Origin of the sequence: Amygdalobacter indicium (genome assembly GCF_029101545.1) — a bacterium.
GTDB lineage: Bacteria > Bacillota > Clostridia > Saccharofermentanales > Fastidiosipilaceae > Amygdalobacter > Amygdalobacter indicium.
On the sequence record NZ_CP118866.1, the window covers coordinates 95,600 to 116,698 of the forward strand.

Genomic DNA, 21,099 nt, shown 5'->3' on the forward strand with positions numbered 1-21,099 from the left:
GAAAAATTACCTCAAAAACAGGAAATTTGAACGAGGAGACTGAAATGTTTTTTGCACGTATATTTCGTAATATTACAGCTAAAACGGCTGATCGCCGCGCCTTAATTCAACAGGGAGGCGTTGTGCAGGCGTTGCTGTTTTTGTCTTCTCCGACAATTTTGATGACAGTAGTTTCCTCGATGATTATATTGTCGGACGGTCTGTTCCTGAACAACACTTCTTCAACGGCCGTAGCAGGAGCAATCGGTTATGCCGCAGCTATTATCAATACAATCAATGCCCTTTCTCAAGGCTTAGCCATAGCAGCCAGAGGTATGATCGGTCAACTTTACGGTCAGGGAGAATATGCCAAAGTGAAACACGTTCAGGCGCAAGTCATGGCATACTCTTTCCTTTTATCGTGTATATTGGCGCCCTTGTTGGCAGTAATAGCCTATATCCTGAGCAAGACGGTAAATGCGGAAGTGGCCGGCCCGCTTTTTAACTATTTGAGTTTATATTCATTTGTAATCCCGTTCCTCTTTATGGCAGCCATTTACAATGCCCTGAAAGATAGTATCGGGCGGCCGGAAGCGACTTTCGTGCGGATGATATTTTTATTCATCTTGAAATTAATATTTAACGGCTTATTTTTATATTATTTCCGCTGGAATGAGTTCGGTGCCGTCTTAAGCTCATTCTGCTCCTACTTTGTTTTGGGAGTTTGGATGTACTACGACTTGTATGTCGCCGTTACACCGGAACGTTTGGATATTAAAGACATTAAACCGGACAAAAACGTTTTATATTCTCTTTTCAAAATCGGTATACCTTCCATGTTGAATCAGGCACTGGTTAATTTCGGCTTGTTTTTAATTACGATGGAAGTAGAACATTTCGGTCCCGTAACGCTGAATGCCCAAGCCATTGCATCCAATATTAATTCGCTTTGCTTCAGTCTGCCGGCCTCCATAGCAACCACGGTAACGACGATGACGGCGATAAATATCGGAGTCGATAACCAAAAACGGGCCAAAGAAATTTACGTTAAAGCCTGTTTTATAAGCCTGATTATTGCAGCTGTTCTTTGCAGTATATTTATTCCGAACAATCTCTTCTTTATACGCCTTTTCCGAAATGAACCCGATATTTTGCAAATAGCCGGTCATGCTCTGGATATTTACACCTGGTCGATTATTCCTTTCGGCTTATTCTGCGTTGCCCAAGCCGTTTTTGTCGCCTTAGGACGGACGAAAATTCCTTTGGTCGCCGGATTTTTGCGTATTTGGTTGATTCGTTATATTTTCATTCGCATATTCATTGCGCAAATGGGCGTTGACGCTATTTTCTGGGGCAATCTGGTTTCCAATTATATTGCCGCCGCTTTAATTATGATTTGGTTGTACTTTACGCCGTGGAAATCAATAATCGGTCAGGACCTTGAAAGAATAAAAGGTTAAAACGTTTATTAAGTTTTTAACTTGGCAGGCGAATAATACGTTTAATTTCTTTGTTGAATACGGCTTGTTTCCGGTGTGGGAAAAAAGTATACTAATGATATCCGGATAAAAATAAACGCTATGGAGGACTTTATGTACAAAATTATAAGCTTTGTTGCGTATTTCCTGTTGCTTATATCATCCGTTAACTATTATTCTATGTTACAGTCCACAGATGAGCTGCGTTATTTATGGATAACGTTGTTTGTTTTAGGCGTCCTTATGCAGATGTATGTTAATCAAAAACTTTTCAGACGCACAGCAACAAAATTGGTTTATCTGGATATTTTATTAGTGTTATGGGTTATTTGGGTACCCGGAATCGTATTACCTTATGGTTTGTCCAGGCTGTTAATGATAACAGTAGGAATGATTTATGCTTTGATTATGGCTCGAAAAAAACAGGCACTGATGAACTAACTTATCTACCGGAGGCTCTACAAACGAATTATTGTAGAGCCTTATTGTTAAAACTGCATAATTAATTCTGATTTAAGTACTTGAGACAAAAATTCTGTATGCGCCTGAAATATTCTTCACTATCGGAGAAAATCGCTTCAGCGTGCCCGAAATCCCCGGGGATTATGAATTTATCTTTTTCCCCCTTTTTAGCAGCATACATCTCCAATGACATATCCGCCGGAACAAAGTCGTCTTTCGCTGTATGAACAAACATAATCGGGACGGAAGCCTTTTTCACGGCGTCAAGCGGCTTAACGGCACTTATCGTGAACCCGGCTTGCAGTTGCGCCATTTGCTGCGCCATGTACAAAACGGGGAAAGGCGGCAAATTAAAGCGGAACTTCAATTCTTTGCTGAAAATGGTAAATAAATCGCTGTAAGCACAGTCGGCAATGACGGCTTTTACCTGTTCCGGTACTGTTGCTGCCGCCAGAAGGACGGTAGCACCGCCCATTGATGTGCCGTGCAGGACAATTTGCGCATCTTGATTTTCCGCAATGATATTTTTGATTAAAATTTGTAAATCTGAGGCATCCTTTGCACCCATGGTGATGTATTTACCTTCACTCGGCCGGTGACCTCTTAAAGAATAAGTGACAATATTGTATCCGTAGTTGTAAAAACCCTGAGCATATAGTAAGGAGCGACTTTCGTTCGATTGGTAACCGTGAACAATAATCAGCCAACGATTACTCGGATTTTTTTGCCTGATTTTATGCCCCTGCAATGTCAGCCCGTCGGCAGTTGTAAATTGAAAGGGCTCAACCTGTGCCTGATTGTCCTTGAGCCAGGCATCTCTTTTCTTTTCTAAAAGTTCTTTATTTCGAATGACTGTAGACAATTGCGCTTGTACCTTTGGCCGTTTCTGCCCGCCGCTTTTAGCAACCAGAGCATAATTAACGAAATAGCCGCCGATAAAAAAAGTAGCCGAACCGTAGAGGAAAACGAGGACGGCGAGGACGCAAAGCAGCCTTTTGGTGAATTTCTTGGAAATAGTAACTGTCATAAAATAAACCTCTCTATTGTTATTTGCTAATTTTATCCGTGAGCTTTATTTTTGTCTATTCCGCATCTTAATTATCGATGTATCTTCCGCCATGTTTTCGGGCTCAAGAGGCGACGATAGCAGATAAAAAACTAATCAATTTTAAATGTTCGGAAATCTTTGCTACACGATATGTATCGTTGATGAACAGTATGATTTAAGGTAAAATATAAAGAAATTTAATTCTATAATCAGATAGAAAGAACGAAAATGAATAAAGAAATGTTAAAAAAGTCCCTCAACAACTGGTTGCAGGGCGCATCAATGGGTATCGTTGTCGGTTTGATTCCCGGTGCCATTCTGGGAACTTTGACCGCACCTTTCTTGGGTAAAGGCGGTATCATGGCCTTAATAGCCGGCGCTATTGTGGCGTATCAATTTTGCGTACCTTTCATGGTCGGATATTTTACAGCCTTGCAGTTCAAACTGAACGGGATTGAAAGTGCCGTTTTGGCGGGCGCTGCGTTCTTGGGCAGCGGTGCTTTGAAATTTGTCGACAAGGGTTGGACAATTAAAGGTACGGGCGATTTGATTAATACCATGTTGACCGTGGCAATTGCCCTCGTGCTGATCAAGTTATACAACAATCGTTGGAAGAGCTTGAATATTGTCGTTTTGCCTTTATTCGGCGGTGTTTTACCCGGATTGCTGGGCCTTTTGTGTTTACCGGCAGTAAGCGGCTTCACCGCTTTATTAGGCAGTCTGATTAAACATTTAACGACTGTGCAGCCTTTGATTATGGCGGTATTAATCAGTATTATCTTCTCTTTAATCATTGTAACCCCGCTTTCATCTGTGGCCATTGCTTATGCCGTATCTATTTCCGGCTTGGCGGCAGGTGCGGCCAACTTGGGTATCGTGGCGACGGTCTTTACTTTGGTTTGCGGCTCTTATATGGTTAATCCTAAGGGTATTACCTTTTCCCTCTTCTTCGCCGGCCCTAAATTGTTGATGGCAAATTACCTGCAGAATTTAATAATGACCGTACCGCTTGTAATTAATGCCGCTGTTGTCGGGGTGTTTGCTTACCTGTTTAATATTCAGGGAACGACGCAATCGGCAGGATTCGGTATTACCGGTTTGGCCGGCCCTTTGAATGCATATACATTCATGAGCGGTTCAAGTCTGATTAATTGGCTTATTTTGTTGCTTGTCTTTGTGGTCGTTCCGTTAGTTGTATCTATATTTACACATTCACTGTTAACAAAAGTCGGTTTATACAAAGCGGAAATATATCAATATCAACGGGCAGACAAATAAGTCGTGCAATGATGCGGCCTTAATAATGCGGTCGAAATAAAAATCGTAAAGGAGAAAAGCAATGGTTAAAATTATTTCTTATAACGTCAGTGATGAGTCGGCTCCCTTGGCTTTAGCATGGGCGAAAAGAAAAAATATAGAGGTCAAGTTGGTCAAAGAGACTTTGAATGCTGAAACTGTAAAGATGGCTCAGGGATATGACGGGGTAACAGCTTCGGTAAATGCTCCGTTGGATGCCGCAGTTTATGGGGAATTGGAAGCTTACGGCATTCGGCAAATTGCCCAAAGGTCGGCCGGATTTGACTATTATGACTTGAATGCGGCGAAGGAGCATCATTTGATTATTTCCAATGTTCCGTCCTACTCGCCGGAATCTATCGCCGAATTTGTCGTCATGCAAACTTTGGAATTGGTTCGCAAAGCTGCAGTTATTCGGCAACGGGTCGCCGAGCATGATTTCCGTTGGCAGCCTGTAATCAGAGGTAAAGTTCTGGGTGAAATGACTGTCGGCGTTATCGGTACCGGCCGGATCGGCAAAGAAACTGCTCGTATTTTTAAGGGCTTCGGGGCCCAAGTTATCGGCTTCGACATGTATCCGAGCAAAGAAGCGGAACAATATTTAACTTATAAGTCAAGTGTTGCGGAGCTTTTGGCGGAGGCTGATATTGTAACTTTACATACGCCTGCTACTAAAGATAATTATCATCAATTTAACGCCGAATTATTTAAGCAATTCAAAAAAGGAGCTTATTTTATTAATGCTGCTCGCGGCAGTCTGGTGCAAACGGCGGACTTGCTGGCGGCTATTGCCGAGGGGCAGATAGCCGGTGCGGCCTTGGATACTTATGAAGGCGAAATCGGTTTGGTACCGCGGGACAATCGGGGTAAAGACCTTAATGATCCGTTGTTCGATGCGATTCTGTCCAATCCGCACATTTTGTACACGCCGCATATTGCATATTATACCGATACTGCGATTAAGAACTTGATGGAGACTGGTTTGGAAGCTTGTTTGGCAGTAATTGAAACCGGCGATTGCCCGACCAGAGTTAATTGATTGTCGATGAAGACAGGTTAATTTATATTATTTCGGCTCACCTATTTGTACCAACCACAAAAAGTTAGACCAAAATCTAAAGATGGGGGTAAGTACAAATTCGGTGGGCTTTTTTGTTTGCGTGTGTTGAAAATAAAAAAGGCAGTGAATGCTTAAAATACGTATATGGATAATTTCTATAATTTTATTGTGGATATAACAGTTTTTATGTACATTTAGCACAAAATTTACTCTTTTCTATTGACTTACGAAAAAAAGAAAATTATATTAAAGCAAAAGTTAATTAACAGTTAATTAACTAGGCTTAAGTAAACTGTTGTTAACAGGAATCAAATTTAGAATAAGGAGGAAAATTTTATGATTATCGAAGATTATGTTGTTTATGACCGTAAAGATGATTGCTATTGCTTTATTTTCTGTTAATTTTTTGTTTCGTTCATTCTCTGCATCAATTGCAGAGAATGAATATTAATCATTGGAGTAATTTATGTTGGTGATGAAGTCAGGCCTAATATTTTTAAAAGATAAAAATAATATTATCATTTCGCCCGGAAACAGAATGATGAAACGCATTTCGGCTGATAATATTAACGATATTTGGCGTGAAATGAAACATATTAATGAGAACAATGATTATCAATGCTCAACTATATGTGAGCTACTGGTTAAAAATGGATTAGCTTTTGAAGTGCCCGGTGAAGAAAAAGAATTATATAATCGCTTTGCCAGAAATGTTCAACATTTAGCAACTTTACAGAATAATCCATTTTCTGAATATAAAACAATAGTTAATTCTAAGATTCTAATTATAGGAGCCGGGACAGTTGGTGGCGCTTTAATCAAACTAATGAGTAAATATGGTATGAATCATGTTTCTATAGTTGAGGGCGATAGCGTCGCTGTTCCTAATGTAACAGCTCAACTTTTGTATGAAGATGGCGATATTGGACAATCTAAAGCTAAGATAGCAAAAGAAAAAATATATAAGATTAATAAATGTGTTAATACATATGTGAATCAAAATAATATACATTCTTTATTAGATGATATAAACCCGGAATATGTTTTTTGCTGTGCAGACGATTCTAGTTTAGTTTTGCATAATTTATTGATTGATAATATTTCTAATTATGGGTATACACTTTTTATTGCAGGATACAGCTACAATAATTTGCTTGTTGATCGTATAACTAATAAAGAAGTAGAAATATTCAAAAAGATATTTGCAAAATCTGAAAATAATATTTTGAAGGAAAATACAATTTATCATAACATGGGAACAATTGTTGAGGGATACTTGAGCGCAGCTTTTATGATGCAAGTGTTTTTAGATAGCTTTAAAACTGAAAAATACAACCATTATAGTTTTGATACAAGATTGTTTGAAGCAAAAAAGCAACAGTTAAAATTTTTAACTAAAGAGGAAGAGTTTAATACTGATTACGATGATTTTGTTGCTTTTCAAAAAGATGAACGCCAAGGCATTAGTAGAAATGCTTTAAGTATTTTCGGAAGACATAATCATGCTGAAATCAGACAGGTAGAAAATAATTTTTCTATTGTTGAATTTAGAAATATTCTTGCTGCTTACAATCGAAAAAATGGAAATTTTACTGAGCAATATAGAAAAGCTTTAAAAGAAAAGTCGGATCTTTCTAAAATTAGAGGAAATATTCGGCGAGATGTTTATTCTGTTTTTTCGGATAAATATTTAAACTTAGTCAATAGAAGAAAAAATACAATTACACATGATTTAAGTAAACAATTGGAAAGTATGTATACATATGATTTTATGAGTGATATCATCAAAATGATAAAACGTGAACATAAAAATATCGTAGTTGATCCGCTTAAGATGTTACAACTTTCAGTTGATAAATTAGATAAGGTGAATATTCCTATAGAGGAAGCTTTGTTGTCAATTATGACAATATATAATTCTCCTAAATTTAGTGAATTATTACTTAAAATGATGGGTAATTCTTCGATAGATTACTATTTGAGACCACATAAAAATACCAATAATATGACGGTGTTTAATCCGATAAAAGGCGAATCAAATGTGATTGTCAGTTATGATGGAAGTTTAAAAAGTATAATGACACTTAGTCACGAATTGTCACATGCTTTTTTCTTTGATTTGTATAAGCAGCGTTTAAATTGTGATAATTTCAAATGTGTAAATAATGATTTTTGGGAAGTTTTAGCTAGAGTTGGAGAATTACTGTTTATCTCGAAATACGGTAAAACTGACGAATTCGCTCTTTTATCACAATATAATCTTACTTTTTGCATTTTGGATTATATGTTGGCTAAACAGAAAAATGATTACAAATCTTTAGATGAAATAATTGAAATTAAGTCGATGATAACAGAATTTTTAGGCTTAAATAGAGAGTCGATGTATTATATAGACTATAATTTTATATTGTTTCCGTTTCTGTATGAATCAAGTATTGATAACTACAGACTTGTTTACCAAGATGCTGTAGCTTTGAGTATTTTTAAATACTTAAAAAAATATGGAGTAAATTTTGATGGCTTTTATAAAGAAATAGCAGATATGCCTAAGTTAGATGTTTCAAGTTTACTTTGTATTTATAAACTGGATATTAGGGATATTATATCCCAATATACTAGAAGTATGCTGGAGCTGGTATTAAGAATATTTAGCGATAGCTATGAAAATTAATTAATTGCCCTAACAGGAGGAAACCTTTATGCTTATATTCGGCAATAAATGGCTGAACCGAGCCATTAAGAAAAACGTGTTGATTACTATTGCAACTATGATTTTTCGAGCAATCGCAGCAGCTTCATGGGTAGTAACTTCATATTCCTTGTCATCTTTGCTTGACGGATATTATGCCGGGCCGGCAGCTTTTAACAAAGCGGCATTGAAAGTTATCGTTTTGATCTTATTGATGATGTTGCTGAATTACATCTCGGATTGGGTGCGTGCCGTTTACATCAGACGTGTTAACAATGATGTGCGTAAACGAATTTCGGATAGTGTAATTGAAAACACCTCCGATCTTTTGTCAAGTAAAAATACCGGTAAGAAAATTTCCTGGTATCTGAATGATGTGGACGAGCTGGAAAATAAGTACTTTACTAATATATGCGGCGGAGCATATGATGTCACGATGATAATTCTTGCTTTTGTTGCCATTGTTATGTTGCATTGGCTTTTCGCCGTCGCCGCCGCGGTATTGTTCTTAATCTCTTTGTTAGTACCGGCTTTGGTTAACAAATTCGTGATGCAGGCGCAGGAGAAATTAACGGTTTCTAAAGAAGAATATACAGAGAGCGTGCGTGATAATTTAGAGAGCGTTTATACCCTGTTTTTCGCCGACAAATTGGCGTATTTTATGAAACGGATGACCAATGCGGCGCAATTGCGGGAGAAGAAATATTATCAATATAATATGACGAGGGCCAAAACTCAAAGTGCTATGTTCTTTGTGAATTTTGCCTCACAAGCGGGATTGATGATTTTTGCCCTGTATATTGCCAGCCTCGGCTATGTCGCCCCCGGCAGTGTCTTGAGCATCGGCGCTTTATCCGGTAACTTGTTCAACGGCGTTCAAGGATTAATGGAGGCTTTAGCCGTTATATCTTCCGTATCGGCTATAACTGATAAATATGCTATTAAAGATACTGACGAAAATAACGTATTGCACGGCGGTATAGAGAAAATTGAATTAAAGAATGTCGACTTTAATTACGGTGAGCACAGCATCCTTAAGAATTTCAACTATAAATTCGGCAAAAACAAGTACGCTTTGCGCGGCGAATCCGGTAGCGGCAAGTCCACGCTTATGAAACTGATGCTCGGAATAAATCAAGCAGGCGGCGGTAAGGTTACGGTAAACGATATGGATATCAAAGACTTGGACCTGAAGTCGTATTTCAGACATCTATCTTATATTGAACAGAATGTTTATTTGCTGAATGAAACGATTCGGGAAAATATATTGCTCGGAAGCAATATTTCTGAAGATAAGTTGCAGAAAATAATTCAAATTACTAATTTGGATAAATTCGTTGCCGGCCTGCCTGCAGGTTTGGATACTGAAATCAGTTCTAACGGCCAACAGATTTCCGGCGGTGAAAAACAGCGGATAGCTATTGCCAGAGCTTTGGTTAAAGATGTTGACTTCCTTTTCATTGATGAAGCTACATCTCAGCTTGACCCTGTTAATCGGGCAGATATTGAGAAAATTCTGCTTGACTTGAAGAATGTCGGTGTTGTTATGATCAGCCATAACTTCGATACGGCAACCCTGGCGAAATTCGATGCAGTCATTGAAATGTAGGCGGCGAAATATTATTCTACAAGACTTAAAGCTCATCTGTTGTACCGACCCCTAAAAGTTAGACCAAAATCCAACGATTGAAAGGGCGGTACATCCGGATGAGCTTTTTGTTTGCGCTAAAAATAAGCGTCGGCAGCATAAATGTTTTCTAAAGGCGGGTGAGTGCAGGCACGTTCCGCCTGTAAATTATCCTTGTCTACAGGTCGATTGCTGTAAAATACCTGTAAGCGCATCTTGTGGTAGTCGTGTGTGCGCTGAGGGTTGGCGGAAGGGACGAATAAATAGTAAATGTAGCGATAATCAAATCCGGGATCATCTTTATATCTGACAAGAACGTATATCTGTCCGGTTTTGTAATCTTTTTCTACCGTTTTGTAGGCGACCGTATCAGCGGCAATACTCTGATATTGCCGATATTCTTCGTATTTTATGGCGGCGAGAACGGAACGGAGCGGGGCATTCCAATAGATGTAAGAAGCAGATTTAAGTAGGCCGAGGAAGAGAATCGACATAACAAGGAGTAAAATTAAGGTCTTCGGAAGACGTTCGGTGCTTAATAATTTAGGCATAGGTTCAAAGGCTTCCCGTGACGATAATTCAGCATGGCGCACTCCTTTTATAAGATATAAATTATACTATCAATATTGCAGCGCTTTTGTCAAATCATTATCAGACGACAGAATTTTGCCGATTAAAATAAGCCGGAAAACAACAGTAGCATAACTTTTCCAAGCAAGCGGGCGAGTGTGGAGAGGCCGGTTTTCTGCCTTTTTTACCTTTCTGATAAGCAAATCCTCTTCTAAAGCTATGATATAATGTAATCAAAAGCGGTACCGGTGGTTGGTACTTTACCATTAACGAGGAGTGGATTTAATCATATGCCATACCAAGCAAGATCTATGTCAGTCGCATGTATATTAATAGCTATTATATTGCTTAGCCTAACAATTTTGTTGATAATTTATTTGCTGAAGTTGCTGATCAAAGCATTTAAATAATTATTTGTACTGAAGCGTAATTATAACGAATATATGGTCCGGTATTTATACTTATAGTTATTGTATTAGTTAAAAAAGAAACTGAATTTAAGACTGCAAGAAAAAGCAGATTTCCATTAAAATAAAGAAAAAAGAAATATTTTAGATAGGAAATCTGCTAATACAAAGAGCTTGACAGGCGGAGGAATTAAGTTTACAATTCTAGTGCTTACAAATTATTCAGCCTGGAGAGATGGTCGAGCGGTTGAAGGCACCGGTCTTGAAAACCGGCGTAGGGCAACCTACCGTGGGTTCGAATCCCACTCTCTCCGTTCTTTGGAGAAGTACCCAAGAGGCTGAAGGGGACGGTTTGCTAAATCGTTAGTGGGGGCAACTCCAGCAAGGGTTCGAATCCCTTCTTCTCCGTACACTCGAAGCTACTCGACCGGCTTCGAGTTTTTTATTTCCAATCAGAGCAATAGTTTATTTTTTAGTGTCGCTGAGTTTTAAGAGCGTGCGTTACTCGTTGCGATGATTCTCACTTTGTAAATAATTTTTAATATTGCTAATAGCATTTATTGTTATACTAATGGTAAGAGATTTTAATTTGCAGAGAATGGAACACGAGTAAGGACGGCAAAGGGGAAAAATTCGCCGCCGATACGATAGTTAAAGACAATATGACGGTGTATGCCGTCTATAGTGAAAATAAGCCTAAGCCGACAAAGCCTGAAGAACAGGGCAAAGCGCTGATAATTACGCCAAGTACGACCGGGACAACCGTGAAGCCGATAGTTATCCCAAAATATTAAATATACAGGAGGCAATTTATGTTAAGAAGTTCATCAGAGCGAGCCAAATTACTGCTTGTAACTTTTGCTGTATCATTACTTTTTTCGGTATTGCTGAGTGTAAACATTAAAGCAAGTGCCGCCGGCGGTAATACAGAACAACAAAAAGAGTTGTCTATTACGTTTCAATGGGGAGAATTGAATGATGAGGCGGTCCGAGCAGGCAGAGGACGCTTGATCAAAGCCGACAGCGATTTCGGTGAAATTTCTCAAAATTGGGCGTGGGGCACTGTGCGCCATCAAGATAGCAAAGATGTGGAAGCCGTTTTCCGCAAGATGAAATTCACAATTAAGGATAACACTACCGGGCAAACAACTACCGTTACCGGTGACTTCCCGGAAACGAATAAGGCAACTGTTAAGAGCTTGGGAAAATATAATGCCGCTCATACCTATACAGTTTCAGTAGTTAATGAAGATGTACCGAGTCCTTATTTTGTAACCTATGATGCCTCGACGATAGACAAGAAATTAGAACCGCAGTTTAAAGGTGATGTTGACCATTTTACATGGGATCCGAGCAAATATCCAAATACAATGTGTATAAGAATAGATGCTTTGGAAATTATCTACGCTAAAGATGAAGATGTTGCAGCTCAGTGCTTCTCTTATACACAGCCGAAAGATGCCCAAGGCAAGTTTACATCTGAAGGCAACTGGCAATTCAAGTATGAAGAAAAAAACATCTATTCTCGCTTAAGAGTTAAAAATAATGCAATTCAGTTCCCTGCGACCAATCCAAGCAAGCCGGGCTTTGAATTTGACGGCTGGCAGTTTTATGTAGCGAGAACAAAAGCCGGCAGACCGTATACATCATTTAATCGATCAGCTGATCAGCCGATTGAGAATTTGCCTGTAGCTTATTCGCCGTTTAATTCGCAAACTACCGCATACCCGTATCTATTTGCTTTGATTCGGGATAATAAGGGCGTAAATACTTTCGCTGATAAAACCGGCACGCAATATGGCTTGATAAGTCGAACTTTTGTCGTTTTCCCGAAATGGAAAAAAGGCGCCACATATAAAGTACAATTTGTCAACAACGACAAAAAATATGCTGAAGTAGAGGTCCAAGCGAACAAGTCTGTAGGTCAGGCGATGCCGACTGAACCGAGCAAAGAGGGTTATACGTTCAAAGAATGGAACACGAGTAAGGACGGCAAAGGGGAAAAATTCGCCGCCGATACGATAGTTAAAGACAATATGACGGTGTATGCCGTCTATAGTGAAAATAAGCCTAAGCCGACAAAGACTGAAGAACCGGGCAAAGAGCCGACAATTACTACCGACACAACGAGCACAGAAGGCTCGACGCCGACAGTTGTGAAGCCGAGAGTAGCTAAAACCGGTGAAAGCGCCGGAGCAATCGGTACATTCAGCTTGCTTAGCTTATTATTTGCAGCTCTAAAAAGTAAAAAGCTTGATTAACAGCACCCCGAACTGCGAGATATAACAAAGCCCGGGATTAACCCCGGGCTTCTTTACGCTGCTTTGCATTTACCGCGCAGAGCTTATTCTGTTTTAATTAATTGCAGATCGATAAAATGGCGATAATGCTCATGTTGCGCATATAATTCGCTGTGGGTACCGATGCCGCTGATTTTTCCCTCTTCCAAGAAAATAATCGTATCGGCGTATTTAACAGTCGAAAGACGGTGGGCAATAGAAATAATTGTTTTATCCGGCTTGAATTTAAGCAGTGTTTCAAAAATCAAGGTCTCCAATTCCGAGTCGACCGAAGCTGTAGATTCATCGAGTAAATAAATAGAAGCTTCTTTCAACAAAGCTTTAGCGATCATTAAACGTTGCTTTTGCCCGACGGATAAATTTTTGGCAGCTAAACCGAAATCGTAGCCTGCAATATTCTCTGTATTCAGATTTAGTTCAGCAGCTAAGCCGACGGTGTTCAGTGTATCTATAAGCTGAGCGTCAGATATCTTATGCTCTTGCCCTAAATTAAGAAAATCAGATAGACTTGAGCCGATGATGCTATTTTCTTGTGGAACTAAGGCAATGTGTCGGCGGATGCTTTTTTTGCTGAAAGAATTTAATTCTTGGGCGTTAAGCAGGATTTTGCCGCTATCAGGTTCGTACAAACGAAGTAATAATTTGTATAATGTACTCTTACCGGAGCCTGACGGACCGACAATTGCAATTTTACTGCCGATAGGAATTTCGCAGGATAAATTATTCAGGACTGCAGTGTGCTCGTAGGCGAAAGAAAGATTGCAAAAAGAGAGATTTTTTATTTCTGTTAATTCTTCCTTTCCCTCGTTAGTTGTTTCCGATTCCAAGGTTAAATATTTTTCCAGCTCGGCTTTATTGGTTTTCCATTTTGATTTAGCCATGAAAAAATTACTCGTATTAGCAATAGGATTAATAAGTTGTAATAAGTAGAGAAGAAATGAAATTAATACACCGATTGTTATTTCACCGCTTTGGACTCTTTTGCCGCCGTAGACGAAAATTAAGGAAACTATTATTAAAAATAATAAGAAAACCAGAGGATTGGCAATTGCATCCACGCCGCCGCTTTTAATTGCTATATTTTTCAGCTCTTTGTTTTCTTGATCAATATTTTCTTCTATTTGGCTTTCAGCATTTAAGGTCTTTATGTAAAGTATGTTCTGCAGGCAATTAATAATTTTTTCAGTATAAAGGGCGGAACTTTTCTGCAAATAATTGGATAATTTCCCTGAGAATGCGGACAAAGGCGTGACGATGATACCTAGTAACGGTAAAGAAATAAACATCACGGCAGATAATTTCCAATCTAATGAAAAGAGGAAAATTATCGAGATAACAATGAGAAAGAGGCCGGAGATGAACTGCGGTATAACTTGGACATAGTGTTCATAGGTTTTGATGTTCGTGGTCAGGTGGCTGGGGACTTGTTCTATTTTGTTGTGATCGAAAAATGAGTAACGGCCTACTAATAAGTTGTGCATAATTTTCTGACGCAAATCATAGACGTTGGTCATGGTGATTTTGGCAAACATGAAGTAGCCCAAAGAGGAGAAAATTACCTGTCCTAAATAAGCTACAGCGAGGAGGAGATAGTTATTAAATCCGAAAAAATGCAATTCTGTGTTATCAATAAGGTTCTTAACAATGTAAGGTATAAACACTGATAGAAGGGTTGAGATTAATATCAGCCCCATGCCCACCAAAGAAAATGAACGGCGTTTAAACATAGTGTGTCCTCCAATAAATGCTTAAATTTTCTTAGGCAATATGAAATAGCATGAAGCTATAAACATGCGCCGAAGAATAAATAATATGCTAAAACAATAGCATTTACAAAAAACGATGTCAAATTTGTTTAATATTAATAATCGTATACGAATTTATGTTCTAAATTGAACGTAAAAATTAAAAATGGCAGCGATAGATAAAAGTTTGATTATTTTCTCGCCCTGAATTTCTCTGCGTCAAGTGTTGCTCGATTAGGTTTGAACTTGTGTATAATTAAGAGAAATAAGCCGAGGAGAGGAATTATTTATGAGTATCAAGCAGAGCGAATTGAGTCAGCGCGGCCTGGAAGCCCTTTCTTTGCTTCGGGAGTTTGTTTTGCCCGGAGAAATAAGCGATTTCGTCGAGGGTTTCGGTAACGGCCATATTAATGATACTTATTGCCTTACAGTTACTGATGCAGCGCAAAGCAAACGTTATATTCTGCAGCGAATTAATCCTTATGTTTTTCCGCAGGCAGAGGCTGTTATGGAAAACATTGCCCTGATTTTACCGGCACTGAAGGCAGAAGCTGCTAAGGCGGGAGAAGATGTCGAGCGGCATACTTTAACGCCGATTTGCTGTCGGGACGGTAAAAATTATTATGTGGCGCAGGATAAAGCTGTTTGGCGCATGTATTTGTTTATCCGGGACAGCATTTCTTATGAAGTGATTGAATCGCCTGAGCAATTTCGGCAAGCGGGAGCTGCGTTCGGCAAGTTCCAAAGAGCTTTACATAAATTCCCGGCAGAACAGTTACACGAGACGATTGCCCGCTTCCATGATACACCGGCCAGGTATGAACAGCTGGCCTCAGCTTGCCAAGCTGATGTTAAGCAGCGTGCCGGGGAAGAAAAAGTCGGAGAATTGCTGCGACAGGCCGATCGTTATCGCTATGTTGCCGCTTATTTGATGCAAGGATGGCAGGATGGCAGTTTGCCGGTAAGAGTTACGCATAACGATACAAAGCTGAACAATATATTGTTTGATAAGCAGACGAAAGAACCGCTTTGTGTGGTGGATTTGGACACGGTTATGCCGGGTTTAATTGCATTCGACTTCGGTGATGCGATCAGAGCCGGAGCGGTAACGGCGGAAGAGGATGAAAAAGATTTAAGTAAGATGCATTTCGTCCCGGAGCTGTACTTTGCTTTCCTGGACGGATTTATGGAACAGTGCGGTGAATTTTTGACAGCCAAGGAAGTGGAATCTTTGGCGTATGGCGCCTTAATTTTGCCGTTGGAAACGGGGGTGCGCTTCCTGACTGATTATCTTAACGGTGATGTTTATTTCAAAACAGCTTATCCGGAACACAATTTGATTCGCGCGGCCAATCAGTTCAGGCTGGTATCAGAAATCGCCGAACAGTTGGTCCGATTACAGACAGAAACTGCGCGCCGCTACCAATATAAAAAATGAATAAAGAGAGAAAGAAATAATGGCTATTTTAGATTTACAAAAAGCTTTGGAGTTGGGACTGGTCTCAAACGGCAGTGTCTATATCAGCAGTATGCCGCAGGTCAGACAGGGCAAACGCAATGATTTTATGGTGGGTAAATTCGTTCGCGGTGCCAACAGTGTCGAATTTAAGATTTGGGAAGAGAGAACTTTCAAAACCGTGCTTAATCACGGTGTCGGTATTTATGACGTTGAAGTTGAAGGTTCGGAGTATAACGGCAGTTATCTGACAGTTAGACGCATTGCTTTCAGCTCCGATAAAACGGTCAAAGCCAGTGACTTTTTGGCAGCTTTGCCGGAAGAGCTGATTAACGATTTGCAGAAAAAAGCTTATGCCCGGGTGCAGGAGGCCGGAGTCAGTGATAAAGCGATCGCTTTGTTGGAGGAACTTTTGCACGACCCGAGTCTGGAAGGACGGTTCTTTCTGGAAGGAGCGGCAGTCAGTCACCATGACAATCAGATTCGCGGTCTGGCCCACCATTCTTTCAAAATGTTGGAAATTTTAGGGACAATTCTCTCGCAACAGCCGGAATTGAAGGCCCAAGCGGATTTGCTGACTTTAGGGGTAGTTTTGCATGATGTCGGCAAGGTCTGGGAATATGATAATTTGAGCATGGGAGAATATTGGTACAGCAACCATCGGGCCAGAGGCTTGGAATTTTTGGCGGAGCAGAAAGCGAAGATTATTGCTGCTTACGATGAGAAATTTTATCGGCAATTGCAAGCAATTATTATCGGTCATCACGGCGAGTACGGTGATCGGCCGACGACTGTCGCCTGCGCAATTGTGCATTATATTGATACTTTGGAAAGCCAGGTCACCGGCATGCTGGAAGATTTGCAGCGCTCGGTCGATAATAGAATATTCGTGAAAGATTGGGGCTATTTGGCCGGATTTTAGAAATAGGAGAAGTCTGACATGGTGGCATCCGGAAATAAAACCGGCAGGCGGGTGCTTATTACGGCAACCGTCATACTTATTGTTATTCATTTTGCGGCATTGACGACAATAATGTGCGCCAGAGTGGCGGCATTCGATACGCCGACTTATGATATGGGTTTGTTTACCCAAATGTTTCATTATATGTTACGTACCGGCAGAGCACTTACGACTTTGGAAAGAGATATGCTGCTGAGTCATTTTCAGGTGCATATGTCACCGATTTATTATCTTTATCTGCCGTTTTTTGCGCTGTTTCCTTCCGCCTATACTTTGCAAATTTTGCAGACGTTTACAGTTTTGCTGGCTCTTTACCCGCTAAGTCTTATTTTGCGGCGTTATACTTCTTTGAGTTTGCCGTGGCGGGCAGCTATTTATCTTATGTATGTTTTTGCTCCGGGGATTACCGGCAGCAGCTTTTATGACTTACATGAAAATTGTTTCCTGCCGCTTTGCCTTTTCTTTTTGCTGGAAGGGCAGTTGGCCAATTCAAAACGAAAAGTCTTTTTTTGGACCGTTTTAACACTTCTTATCAAAGAAGATGCTATGATTTACGTCTTTTTTATCGGAGCTTACAGTTTGTTCTGCCTTCAGGGTCGGAATTTCTCTCGCTGCAGCGGGAAACTGTCCGTGCGCATATATACGAGTGGGTGGCAAACACTGCGGCAGGAGTGGTGGCGGCTATTATTAAATGTAATATTACCTTTAGTCTATTTCAGTGCAGTTGTATATTATCTTAATCATTACGGTCAGGGTGCGATGGTTAATCGTTTCGATAATTTACTTTTACCGGGGCAACATGGGCTGGTGCAGGCGGCTTTTAATTTAATTCTGCATCCGTTCTTTATTATTGAGCAAATTTTTACATCGGCGAAAATACGTTATTTGACGGCAGTTTTGGCTGCCATGGCGTTTTTGCCTTTGTGGCAGTACCGTTTGGCTAATTATTGTCTGCTTTGTCCGTTTATTGTGATGAATCTTTTGAGTAACTATCAATACCAGCATAGCCTGGTTTTCCAATACAATTACGGTACCGGGGCCTTGCTGATTTATCTTACTGCCGTTTCGTTGGAAGCAATTTTATTGCACGGCCGGGACAGTTGGGACATAAGACGCACAATTTTATCGTTGCTTGTTTGCCTGGGCTTATTCAGCTCGTTTTTAACTACAAGCAGTTTGCTCAGACACCACGCAGCCTCGTGGTATGTTTATAATTCGGCGCGGGACAAATATCAAACCCTTGCCCGGACTTTAAGCTCTCTGCCGCGAGATAAGAAAATTTTGGCAGATACACTTTTGACTACCGCCCTGGCAGATGTCCCGGAACTTTATGACCTGGAATATCATCGCTCCGGGCTGCCTGATCGGACGATTGATTATGTCGTCGCTTTCAGGAACGGCGAAAATGAAACTGTTATCGCTTATAAAAAAGAGGGCTACATAGAAAACGATTACAGCAATCGTTATTTGATTGTTTTGCAGAAAAACGCATGAAAGCAGATGTGCTATACTTTGGAGAAATGAAAGCAGGAGGCAGATATGGCAGAATTGAAGCATTTAGAAATTGAGCCGAAGTGGCAAAAAAAATGGCAGGAGGCTGATTGCTTCCACGCTGTTACCGGCTCGAAAAAACCTAAATTTTATTGTTTAGTTGAATTTCCTTATCCGTCAGGTCAGGGTTTACATATAGGTCATCCTCGCCCGTACACGGGAATGGATGTTATCGCTCGCATGAAACGTTTGCAGGGGTATAACGTTCTGTATCCTATGGGCTTTGACTCTTTCGGTTTGCCGGCGGAGAACTATGCTATTAAAAATAAAGTACATCCGGCAGTTGTTACAGCTCAGAATATCAAACATTTTAAGGAACAGTTGCAGCGCTTGGGCCTGAGTTTCGATTGGGATCGGGAAATAAGAACAACTGATCCGGAATATTATAAATGGACGCAGTGGATTTTTATTCAAATGTTTAAGCACGGTCTGGCTTATAAAAAAGAAATGACGGTCAACTGGTGTACTTCCTGCAAGTGTGTCCTGGCTAATGAAGAGGTTGTCGGCGGTCATTGTGAACGTTGTCATGCTGAAGTTGTGCAGAAATTCAAATCGCAGTGGATGCTGCGGATTACGGCTTATGCCGATAAATTGCTGGCCGGCTTGGAAAATGTCGATTATATCCCGCAAGTTAAAATGCAGCAACGGAACTGGATCGGTCGGTCGGTCGGAGCTGAGATTGATTTTCAGGTCAAAATAGGTGCCGAAAAGGCTGCGGAAAAGAAGTTGATTACCGTTTTCACCACGCGCCCCGATACGGTTTTCGGTGTTTCATATGTCGTTCTAGCTCCGGAACATCCTTATGTAGCGGAATGGTTACAGGCCGGTTTGATCAAAAATGCTGAAGCGGTGCGCAATTATCAGGTAGAAGCGGGCAAAAAATCTGATTTTGAACGAACGGAATTGGCGAAAGAAAAGAGCGGCGTAGAACTGCAGGGAATACGGGCTGTTAATCCGGTTAACGGTCAGGAGATTCCAATTTATTTGTCGGATTATGTTTTAGCTACTTATGGTACGGGAGCCGTTATGGCTGTACCGGCACATGACAGCCGTGACTTTGAATTTGCCCGGAAATTCAATTTGCCTGTAAAACAGGTGATTGCGGCGGCAGCAGATCAAGCGACGGAGTTACCTTTTACTGATTACGCCGGCGTTTTGCTTAATTCAGATTTCTTGAACGGTTTAACGGTGACGGCTGCGAAAGAGAAAATTATCGATTATCTTGAAAAACAGGGATACGGCCGCAAAAAAGTCAATTATAAATTACGTGACTGGGTCTTTTCCAGACAACGTTATTGGGGTGAACCGATACCGGTAGTGAAGTGTGCCGTCTGCGGCTATGTCGCCTTACCTGAAAGCAGCCTGCCTTTACGTTTGCCGCAAGTGGAAAGCTATGAAACGACGGATAACGGTGAATCACCGCTGGCCAATTTAAAAGATTGGGTGCAGACGACCTGCCCGCAGTGCCACGGACCGGCAGAACGGGAGACTGATACGATGCCGCAATGGGCCGGATCTTCCTGGTATTTCCTGCGCTATCTCGACCCGCATAATGATCAGGCTTTTGCCGGCAAAGAAGCACTGGATTACTGGATGCCGGTGGATTGGTACAACGGCGGTATGGAACATACAACTTTGCATTTACTGTACAGTCGTTTCTGGTACTTATTCCTGCATGATATAGGGGCTGTTCCTACTTCCGAACCTTACAGCAAACGTACCGCCCACGGTATGATTCTGGGTGAAGACGGCGAAAAAATGAGTAAATCGCGCGGCAATGTAATTAATCCGGACGATATGATCGATCAGTTCGGAGCCGATACTTTGCGTTTGTATGAGATGTTTATCGGTGATTTTGAGAAAGTTGCCCCGTGGAATATAAGAGGCGTACGCGGTTGTCGCCGTTTCCTGGAACGCGTTTACAATTTGCCGGACTTCTTGGCCGCAGGCGAAAAGCTGCAACAGGATGAAGACGGTTACAGTAAAGACTTGCAGACTTTGATGCACCAGACAATCAACAAAGTTACAAACGATATTTTGCACCTGAAGCATAATACGGCGATAGCGCAGTTGATGACTCTGATTAATGCGTTTTACGAACGTAAAGCCGTGACACGGGCGGAGCTGAGGACTTTCTTACTGTTGCTGAACCCCTTTGCGCCGCATATTACGGAAGAGATGTGGGAACAGGAACATTATTCCGATAAGATGTTGGTATATGCTTCCTGGCCGACTTATGATCCGGCTAAATGTGTGGAAAATGAAATCGAAATAGCCATTCAGGTTAACGGCAAGATGCGCGGGACGATAAAGGTGGCGCAGGATGCAGCCAAAGAAAGCATTTTGGCAGCGGCTAAACAGGAAAGCCGGGTGCAGGCACAACTTGCAGGCAAGGAAATTGTCAAAGAAATTTATGTGCCGAAGCGTCTAGTGAATTTCGTTGTACGTTAGTTGACAGAAAGAAAAAAGG

General features: G+C 40.7%; 15 protein-coding genes and 2 tRNA genes. 14 read left to right on the plus strand and 3 right to left on the minus strand.

The window, feature by feature from the left end:
• Window positions 1-44 precede the first annotated feature (44 nt).
• Both PYS60_RS00330 and PYS60_RS00335 read left to right on the plus strand, forming a co-directional pair.
• Entirely contained in the window at window positions 45-1,439 is a 1,395-nt protein-coding gene (locus PYS60_RS00330) for an MATE family efflux transporter (protein WP_315569817.1), read from the plus strand.
• Window positions 1,440-1,571: 132 nt separating this feature from the next.
• Window positions 1,572-1,898 (plus strand): hypothetical protein, encoded by a 327-nt coding sequence (locus tag PYS60_RS00335; RefSeq protein WP_315569819.1) that lies wholly within the window; start codon window positions 1,572-1,574, stop codon window positions 1,896-1,898.
• 61 nt (window positions 1,899-1,959) lie between these two features.
• On the opposite strand, the gene PYS60_RS00340 is transcribed toward PYS60_RS00335, so the two are convergent.
• Window positions 1,960-2,946 carry an alpha/beta hydrolase gene (locus PYS60_RS00340; RefSeq protein ID WP_315569820.1) on the minus strand — a complete coding sequence of 329 codons (987 nt, stop codon included), beginning with the start codon at window positions 2,944-2,946 and terminating at the stop codon, window positions 1,960-1,962.
• A 249-nt stretch (window positions 2,947-3,195) separates the two neighbouring features.
• Between PYS60_RS00340 and PYS60_RS00345 the strand changes: the two genes are divergently transcribed.
• The 4 genes from PYS60_RS00345 (at window position 3,196) to PYS60_RS00360 (ending at window position 9,621) form a co-directional block, all read left to right on the plus strand.
• Entirely contained in the window at window positions 3,196-4,245 is a 1,050-nt protein-coding gene (locus PYS60_RS00345; protein WP_315569821.1) for a PTS sugar transporter subunit IIC, read from the plus strand.
• A gap of 61 nt (window positions 4,246-4,306) precedes the next feature.
• On the plus strand, window positions 4,307-5,302 hold the full coding sequence (locus tag PYS60_RS00350) for a D-2-hydroxyacid dehydrogenase (RefSeq protein ID WP_315569822.1): 996 nt from the start codon (window positions 4,307-4,309) through the stop codon (window positions 5,300-5,302).
• A 487-nt stretch (window positions 5,303-5,789) separates the two neighbouring features.
• On the plus strand, window positions 5,790-7,994 hold the full coding sequence (locus PYS60_RS00355; RefSeq protein WP_315569824.1) for a ThiF family adenylyltransferase: 2,205 nt from the start codon (window positions 5,790-5,792) through the stop codon (window positions 7,992-7,994).
• A gap of 28 nt (window positions 7,995-8,022) precedes the next feature.
• The gene (locus PYS60_RS00360; protein WP_315569825.1) at window positions 8,023-9,621 is read left to right on the plus strand and encodes an ATP-binding cassette domain-containing protein; all 1,599 of its coding nucleotides are present in this window, start codon (window positions 8,023-8,025) and stop codon (window positions 9,619-9,621) included.
• 116 nt (window positions 9,622-9,737) lie between these two features.
• Here PYS60_RS00360 and PYS60_RS00365 read toward each other — a convergent pair whose 3' ends face one another.
• Complete coding sequence (locus PYS60_RS00365; RefSeq protein WP_315569827.1) at window positions 9,738-10,190, minus strand: DUF3139 domain-containing protein; 453 nt, start codon at window positions 10,188-10,190, stop codon at window positions 9,738-9,740.
• 655 nt (window positions 10,191-10,845) lie between these two features.
• On the opposite strand from PYS60_RS00365, the gene PYS60_RS00370 reads away from it, so the two are divergent.
• From PYS60_RS00370 to PYS60_RS00385, 4 genes are all read left to right on the plus strand, one after another.
• Window positions 10,846-10,930, plus strand: a tRNA-Ser gene (locus PYS60_RS00370).
• Between the two features lie 6 nt (window positions 10,931-10,936).
• A tRNA-Ser gene (locus PYS60_RS00375) sits at window positions 10,937-11,024 on the plus strand.
• Between the two features lie 254 nt (window positions 11,025-11,278).
• On the plus strand, window positions 11,279-11,410 hold the full coding sequence (locus tag PYS60_RS00380) for a hypothetical protein (RefSeq protein ID WP_315569829.1): 132 nt from the start codon (window positions 11,279-11,281) through the stop codon (window positions 11,408-11,410).
• A gap of 18 nt (window positions 11,411-11,428) precedes the next feature.
• On the plus strand, window positions 11,429-12,877 hold the full coding sequence (locus PYS60_RS00385; RefSeq protein WP_315569831.1) for an InlB B-repeat-containing protein: 1,449 nt from the start codon (window positions 11,429-11,431) through the stop codon (window positions 12,875-12,877).
• An 83-nt stretch (window positions 12,878-12,960) separates the two neighbouring features.
• Here PYS60_RS00385 and PYS60_RS00390 read toward each other — a convergent pair whose 3' ends face one another.
• Window positions 12,961-14,643, minus strand: a complete 1,683-nt coding sequence (locus PYS60_RS00390; RefSeq protein ID WP_315569833.1) for an ABC transporter ATP-binding protein — start codon at window positions 14,641-14,643, stop codon at window positions 12,961-12,963.
• A 307-nt stretch (window positions 14,644-14,950) separates the two neighbouring features.
• On the opposite strand from PYS60_RS00390, the gene PYS60_RS00395 reads away from it, so the two are divergent.
• From PYS60_RS00395 to leuS, 4 genes are read left to right on the plus strand one after another with little or no spacing between them, the layout of a single operon-like run.
• Entirely contained in the window at window positions 14,951-16,099 is a 1,149-nt protein-coding gene (locus tag PYS60_RS00395; RefSeq protein ID WP_315569835.1) for a phosphotransferase enzyme family protein, read from the plus strand.
• A gap of 19 nt (window positions 16,100-16,118) precedes the next feature.
• Window positions 16,119-17,039: an HD domain-containing protein gene (locus tag PYS60_RS00400; protein WP_315569837.1), complete on the plus strand. Its 921-nt coding sequence runs from the start codon at window positions 16,119-16,121 to the stop codon at window positions 17,037-17,039.
• Window positions 17,040-17,057: 18 nt separating this feature from the next.
• A complete protein-coding gene (locus PYS60_RS00405) occupies window positions 17,058-18,572 on the plus strand; it encodes a DUF2079 domain-containing protein (RefSeq protein ID WP_315569839.1) in 1,515 nt (504 codons plus the stop codon).
• 45 nt (window positions 18,573-18,617) lie between these two features.
• Window positions 18,618-21,080: a leucine--tRNA ligase gene (gene leuS, locus PYS60_RS00410; protein ID WP_315569841.1), complete on the plus strand. Its 2,463-nt coding sequence runs from the start codon at window positions 18,618-18,620 to the stop codon at window positions 21,078-21,080.
• The last annotated feature ends 19 nt before the right edge of the window (window positions 21,081-21,099 follow it).